This window comes from Sphingobium indicum BiD32 (assembly GCF_000382885.1).
Classification (GTDB): domain Bacteria; phylum Pseudomonadota; class Alphaproteobacteria; order Sphingomonadales; family Sphingomonadaceae; genus Sphingobium; species Sphingobium japonicum_C.
The window spans coordinates 1-6,192 of sequence record NZ_CAVK010000185.1 but is presented as its reverse complement, the minus strand read 5'-3'; the positions used below and the strand labels follow the sequence as shown (position 1 = coordinate 6,192).

Below are 6,192 nucleotides of genomic sequence, written 5' to 3'. Positions count from 1 at the left end.
CCCCTTGCAGGGGAGGATGTGTTACTCCGCAAAACTGCGCGGCGCTGGGGCGATGACGGTGACGTTGCCAGCCCCCACTTCGGACACCTCAAGCGCGCGTTCGGCAACGCCGGTGCGGCCAAAGCGGAACGCGCCGTCAATGCCGGAAAAGCCGCCCGAATCGCGCAGGCGCGCGGTGGGGAAGGGGCTGCCCGGTTTCCAGTCCTGCGCGATCCGCACGGTCAGCAGGACCGAATCATAGCCGAGCGATGACAGGCGGAAGGGCGACGTGCCGTAACGGGCGCGATATTTGCCCGCGAGCTGGCCATAGAGCGTGTCCGACACGCTGGCGAACCACGCGCCGCGCAGCACCGGACTGGCCGCCAGCGTGCCTTCGGTATTCCAGAGTTCCGTGCCGAGCAGGCGGGCGGTCGCGCCGCCATTTTTGCGCACGATCGGCGCGATCTGGAGCGCGACCCTGCCGCTGTCGGCGATCAGCAGCGCGTCATAGCTGGAGGCGGCCTGCAATTTCTTGACCGCTGCCGTGATCGATGCCGGGCCGCGGTCGAAATTCTGCATCGACACGACCGTGCCGCCCGCCTGCTCGACCGCGCGCAGCAGTGCATTGCCTGCCCGCTCGCCATAGGTGCCGCGCGGGATGAGCGCGGCAAAGCGCGACAGCCCCTTGTCGCGGGCATATCCCACGACCCGCTCGATCGACTGGTTGGGGTTATAGCCCATGATATAGACGCCGCCGCCTGCTGCGCTGGCGTCGTTGGAGAAGCTGATGACCGGCACATTGGTACGCGCGGCGATCGGCCCGATAATGCGGGCATCTTCGGCCAGCAAGGGGCCAAGAATCAGGCGGTTGCCTTCCGCCAGCGCGCGGTTCGCCGCTGCTGCTGCACCGAGGGCAGTGTCATAGGTGGTGATGCGCACCTTGTCGGTCTTGGTGTCCATCAGCGCCAATGTGGTCGCGTTTGCGATCGACTGGCCGACCCCGGCATTGGGACCGCTCATCGGCACCAGCAGTGCGACGCGGTGGCGCAGCGTGTCGGTCGGCAGGCCTTGCGTCACCTCCGGGCCGGTCGGGCCAACCGGGCCGCTTGGTGTGGTGGGCGCCGGTCCCTTGGGCACGATCGACTGACAGGCGGCGAGCAGCAGCGTCCCGGCTGCAAGGGCGATTCGCGCGCCGCGCTTCAATGAAGCGAACAAGTCCGCTTGCCGGGAGGCATCCGTCTCTGTCATCTGGCGTCCTTATGGAAACTCAATCTTCGGGTCTTGAGCCTGGGCTTTATATCGTCGCGGGGCCGATCGGCAACCTTGGTGACCTTACCCCGCGCGCGGCGGAGGTGTTGCGGCTGGCCGATGTGGTCGCCGTGGAAGATACACGGGTGAGCGCGCGACTGTTGCGCCACGCAGGCTCCGACCGGCCGATGATCCCCTATCATGACCATAGCGGCGAAAATGTGCGGGCGCGGCTGGTCGATCGGATGGCGGGCGAATCGGTGGCGTTGCTGTCGGACGCCGGGACGCCGCTCATTTCCGATCCGGGTTACAAGCTGGTGCGTGACGCGCGGGCAGCGGGGCGGCGGATCATAACGCTGCCCGGACCGAGCGCGGCAATTGCGGCGCTCACCCTGTCGGGCCTGCCGACCGACCGCTTCCTGTTCATGGGCTTCCTGCCCAGCAAGGCGAAGGCGCGGGGCGATTCGCTGGACGAGGTAGCGGGACTGCGCGCGACTCTGGTGTTTTACGAAAGCGGCCCGCGCCTGTCGGAAAGCCTGTCGGCCATGGCCGCGCATCTGGGCGACCGCGAGGCGGCGGTGAGCCGGGAGATCAGCAAGACGTTCGAGGAAACCGCCTGTGGCACATTGACCGAACTATCGGCGCGCTATGCCGATGCGCCGCCCAAGGGCGAGATTGTGGTGACGGTCGGGCCTCCGGGCGAGGCTGCGCCAGCCAGCGCCGAGGATGCCGACGCGGCCTTGCTGGAGGCGCTGACGCGGCTTTCCGTGTCGAAGGCGGCCGGGGAAGTGGCCAAGAAACTGGGGCTGGACCGGCGGACGCTCTATGACCGGGCGACGGAACTGAAGGGGTGAAGCGCGAAACGGCCGAACGACGCGGGCGTCAGGCGGAGCGGATTGCGGCCTGGTGGCTGCGGCTGAAAGGCTGGCAGATTGTCGGGCGGCGGATGCGGACGCCTGCGGGTGAGGTCGATCTGGTCGCGCGCAAGGGCGCGATGCTGGCCTTTGTCGAGGTGAAGGCGCGCGCCACGGCGGCGGAACTGGACCTGGCGATCGACGAACGGCGATTGCGCCGGGTCGCGGCGGCGGCGGAAATTCTCTGGCACGATCTCGCTAAAGCGGGCGATGATATGCGAATCGACGTCATCCTCCTTGCGCCGGGCCGCGCGCCACGCCATCTGGCCAATGTCTGGCATGGGGGGTGATTTGCCACCCAAGGCTCCATATCCCGTTCGTTTCGAGCGAAGTCGAGAAACGCTGGCGCTGCGCTAACCGCTTCTCGACTTCGCTCGAAGCGAATGGATGTTGTTAGTGGAAGGTCTTTTGAATGACGCAGCTGAACCCCCTGACCGTCGCCGTGCAGATGGACCCGATGGAGGGCATCAAGATCGCGGGCGATTCGACCTTTCACATCATGCTGGCAGGGCAGGCGCGCGGGCACAGGCTTTACCATTATCTCGCCCCTGACCTGACCTATCGCGACGGCCGGGTGCTGGCCAAGGCGCGGCCGGTGAATGTCCAGAAGGTGGAAGGCGACCATTTCGCTTTTGGCGAGGCGGAGATGCTGGACCTGGGCCGCGACGTCGATGTCGTGCTGATGCGGCAGGACCCGCCGTTCGACCTGAGCTACATCACCGCCACCCATTTGCTGGAGCGGGTGCAGGAAGAAACGCTGGTGGTGAACGATCCGGCCAGCGTCCGCAATGCGCCCGAAAAGCTGTTCGTGCTGGACTATGCCCGCTTCATGCCGCCGACGATGATAACCCGCGATCTGGCGGAAGTACGCAGTTTTCTGGCCCAGCATGGCGAGATTGTGGTCAAGCCGCTCTATGGCAATGCGGGCAACGCCGTGTTCCACGTCGGGCCTAAAGGATCGAATCTTTCCGCGCTGGTGGAAATCTTCAATGCGTCATGGGTTGAGCCATTCATGGTGCAGGCCTTCATCCCCGGCGTCGCACAAGGCGACAAGCGTATCGTCCTGATCGACGGCGAGGTCGCGGGCGCGATCAACCGGATTCCGGGCGTGGGCGAAATCCGATCCAATCTGGCGGTCGGCGGATCGGCGGCCAAGACCGTGCTGACCGACAAGGAACGCGAAATCTGCGCCGCGATGGGACCGGAACTGAAAGCGCGCGGGCTGCTGTTCGTGGGGATCGACGTGATCGGCGGCGAGTGGCTGACCGAAATCAACGTGACCTCGCCGACCGGCATCGTATCGATCGACGCCTTTGACGGCACTGATACCGGTGGGCTGATCTGGGACGCAATCGACGCCCGGCTGGCGGCGCGGGCGGCGGATTGATCGCGATTTTGTTGTCATTCAGAACCCTCAATCCGTTCGGGCTGAGCCTGTCGAAGCCCTCTGCTGAGCGAAGCGAAGTGACCTCCCTTCGGTCGGTCGAACCCTTTGACTTCGCTCAGGGCGAACGGAAGAAGAATATCATTGTTCGTTCGAGCATCGGGTCATGACCGACTGGGTTCTCCGCCTGATCGACGCGGGCGGCTATTGGGGCATTTTCGCGCTGATGGTGCTGGAAAATGTCTTTCCGCCCATCCCGTCCGAACTGATCATGGGCATTGGCGGCATCCGCGTGGGCCAGGGGCGGATGGACATGGGCTGGCTGCTGCTGGCGGGGACGCTGGGCACCACGGTCGGCAATTATTTCTGGTATCTCGTCGGCCATGTGCTGGGCTTTGGCCGGTTGAAGCCGCTGGTCGATCGCTATGGCCGCTGGGCGACGCTGGAGTGGCGCGATGTCGAGGCACTGGACCGCCTGTTCGGCAAATATGGTCAGATCGTCGTGTTCGTGTTCCGATTCATGCCGGCGCTGCGGACGATGGTGTCGTTGCCCGCCGGGCTGTTCCGCATGGGGCATATCAAATTTCTGGCGTGGACCGCAGGCGGCGCGCTGATCTGGAATATCATCCTGGCCTATGCCGGTTTCGTGCTGGGCAGGAATTTCAGCGAGATCGACAAATATATAGGGCCAGCCGCGACGATCTGCGTTGTCGGGGCGGTGATCCTCTATCTGTGGCGGCTCGCCACCTGGCGACCCAAAGGCTGAGCGGTCATGGCTTGATGCCGCCCGCTTCCTCCAATTCCTTACCGTGAGCGCAGCGAAGCAATCCAAGGCTGCTGTTTTGGATTGCTTCGCTTGGTTCGCAATGACGAACTCAGCTCAGTTAAAATCATCGATATTTGGTCTTGGCCCTTCCATTTTACTGCGCGGGCGTGACCGCCCCGCCCCGCAAGGCCAGTTCGTTCGGATTTGCGGCACGAATGGGCGCTGCTTGATCCGCCGATTCGTTCCGGGGATACCAGCGGAACTTCAGATCGCTGTTGGTCTGCGCATGGACCACCGTGCCGGGCGCGATATAGGCGCTTGTTCCGTGGATCAAAAAGCCCAACGGGGAAACCAGAAGTATGGTTGCAACGGACGCAGCCGTTCCGCTTTTCCCCTCGTCCGTGGCAAGGCCGGACAATTTGACGGGACCATTGGGGGTCATTGCTTCGATCAGTTGGATTTCGATCTTGCCCTTCTTGCCGAAATGACCGTTGCGTTGGGTGGCCGCGACCTCAGCAGTTACAGGAGAACCCACTGGGATGATGACCTGATCCCGGAACATGACGTTTTCGGCCACTTCCAGATATACGCGATCACCCGGCTTATTATCCTTGGTCGAAACCTGTGTGCGTGTGCGCAACACGACCGGATATCCGGATGGCAGAAAATATCTTACGCCAGCGCCGCTGTTATTCTCGGGACCATAGAAATGATAGACATTCTGCGCCTGCGATGGAACCGCTGCGACCAGGGACAGCAAGCCAACTAAGATATGTTTCTTCATAAGACCCCCTTGGAGAGCCTTTATAATGCGATTGCAAAATGAAGGACGGGTTTGTGCCGATGGTTAACTCCACCATCAGGCTTCGCTTTCTGACACTGTGACAAGGAAAAGCGATGGTTATTAAGCGCGGGGATGGGCGTTGCGATAGACGTCCATCAGGTGCGCGGCATCGACCTGGGTATAGACCTGCGTGGAGGACAGGCTGGCATGGCCCAATAGCTCCTGCAAACTGCGCAAATCCGCGCCGCGTCCCAGCAAATGGGTGGCAAAGCTGTGGCGTAGCGCATGGGGGGTGGTGCGATCCGACAGGCCGAGGCGACCCCGTGCGCCCTGCACCGCGCGGCGGATGAGCGCGGGGGAGAGAGGGCCGCCGCGTGCGCCGCGAAACAGACTGTCATCGCGGCTCATGGGATAGGGGCAGAGCGCCACATAGGCGTCGATCGCCGCTCGGACTTGCGGCAGCAGCGGGACGATGCGCATCTTGTTGCGCTTGCCGGTGACGCGCAGGGTTTCGCTCAAGGGCAGCACCGCGCCGGTCAGGCCCATCGCCTCCCCAATGCGCAGGCCCGCGCCATAGAGCAGGAGCAGCACCGCCCAGTCGCGCGCGCCGATCCATGGCTCGCGTGCGCCCTCGGCAATGTCCTGCGCCAGCGCGACGGCTTCGTCGGGGGAAATGGGGCGGGGGAGGCCGCGTTTCGTGCGCGGGCCTTTGAGCAGCGGGACACGCGCCTCTTCGCCCCCTATGAAGCGCAGGAAGCCGCGCACCGCAGACAGTTCGCGCGCGGCGGACAGATTGCCGATCCCGTCCATCCGCCGCGCGGTAAGGAAGGCGCGCAGGTCCGCCTGGCTGATCCCCGCCAGCAGCGATGTGGTGACTTGCTCCCCATGATGCGCCTCCAGAAAGGCGATCAGCCGCTCGGCGGTCGCGATATAGGCGCGCACCGTGTGGGTCGATCGCCGCCGGTCAAGGCTGAGATGATGACGCCAGCGTTCGATAAGGTTGGGGGAGGGCATGGGCGGGAGGATAGGGCAGGTTGGACAAAATGGGAAATGGTGAGCCTATGTTGCGCAATGTATGACATTAGGGACCAAGCCAGCCTAATCCTCCCCTGCAAGG

Annotated in this window: 7 protein-coding genes; 4 read left to right on the top strand and 3 right to left on the bottom strand. The window is 63.8% G+C overall.

Translation table 11 applies throughout. From position 1 onward, the window contains the following. Nucleotides 1–21: 21 nt before the first annotated feature. On the bottom strand, nt 22–1,227 hold the full coding sequence (locus EBBID32_RS17890; protein WP_006962654.1) for a penicillin-binding protein activator: 1,206 nt from the start codon (nt 1,225–1,227) through the stop codon (nt 22–24). Nucleotides 1,228–1,238: 11 nt separating this feature from the next. Here EBBID32_RS17890 and rsmI point away from each other — a divergent pair, with 11 nt between their 5' ends. The 4 genes from rsmI to EBBID32_RS17870 all read left to right on the top strand — a co-directional run bounded on the left by rsmI (nt 1,239) and on the right by EBBID32_RS17870 (nt 4,291). Continuing rightward, nucleotides 1,239–2,081: a 16S rRNA (cytidine(1402)-2'-O)-methyltransferase gene (rsmI, locus tag EBBID32_RS17885; RefSeq protein ID WP_006962652.1), complete on the top strand. Its 843-nt coding sequence runs from the start codon at nt 1,239–1,241 to the stop codon at nt 2,079–2,081. Continuing rightward, the gene (locus EBBID32_RS17880) at nt 2,078–2,431 is read left to right on the top strand and encodes a YraN family protein (RefSeq protein ID WP_006962650.1); all 354 of its coding nucleotides are present in this window, start codon (nt 2,078–2,080) and stop codon (nt 2,429–2,431) included. Before rsmI ends, EBBID32_RS17880 begins: the two co-directional genes overlap by 4 nt. 122 nt (nt 2,432–2,553) lie before the next feature. Next, nucleotides 2,554–3,528: a glutathione synthase gene (gene gshB / locus EBBID32_RS17875; protein ID WP_006962648.1), complete on the top strand. Its 975-nt coding sequence runs from the start codon at nt 2,554–2,556 to the stop codon at nt 3,526–3,528. A 163-nt stretch (nt 3,529–3,691) separates the two neighbouring features. After that, a complete protein-coding gene (locus tag EBBID32_RS17870) occupies nt 3,692–4,291 on the top strand; it encodes a DedA family protein (protein ID WP_006962646.1) in 600 nt (199 codons plus the stop codon). Between the two features lie 154 nt (nt 4,292–4,445). On the opposite strand, the gene EBBID32_RS23275 is transcribed toward EBBID32_RS17870, so the two are convergent. Further along, the gene (locus EBBID32_RS23275; RefSeq protein WP_006962644.1) at nt 4,446–5,075 is read right to left on the bottom strand and encodes a hypothetical protein; all 630 of its coding nucleotides are present in this window, start codon (nt 5,073–5,075) and stop codon (nt 4,446–4,448) included. Between the two features lie 120 nt (nt 5,076–5,195). After that, nucleotides 5,196–6,089: a tyrosine recombinase XerC gene (locus EBBID32_RS17860; protein WP_006962642.1), complete on the bottom strand. Its 894-nt coding sequence runs from the start codon at nt 6,087–6,089 to the stop codon at nt 5,196–5,198. Between the last annotated feature and the right edge of the window lie 103 nt (nt 6,090–6,192).

What these genes read in the sequence shown, in the direction of transcription:
- EBBID32_RS17860 (WP_006962642.1), bottom strand. Translation starts at nt 6,089, where the DNA reads ATGCCCTCCCCCAACCTTATCGAACGCTGGCGTCATCATCTCAGCCTT.
- EBBID32_RS23275 (WP_006962644.1), bottom strand. Translation starts at nt 5,075, where the DNA reads ATGAAGAAACATATCTTAGTTGGCTTGCTGTCCCTGGTCGCAGCGGTT.
- EBBID32_RS17890 (WP_006962654.1), bottom strand. Translation starts at nt 1,227, where the DNA reads ATGACAGAGACGGATGCCTCCCGGCAAGCGGACTTGTTCGCTTCATTG.
- EBBID32_RS17870 (WP_006962646.1), top strand. Translation starts at nt 3,692, where the DNA reads ATGACCGACTGGGTTCTCCGCCTGATCGACGCGGGCGGCTATTGGGGC.
- rsmI (WP_006962652.1), top strand. Translation starts at nt 1,239, where the DNA reads ATGGAAACTCAATCTTCGGGTCTTGAGCCTGGGCTTTATATCGTCGCG.
- gshB (WP_006962648.1), top strand. Translation starts at nt 2,554, where the DNA reads ATGACGCAGCTGAACCCCCTGACCGTCGCCGTGCAGATGGACCCGATG.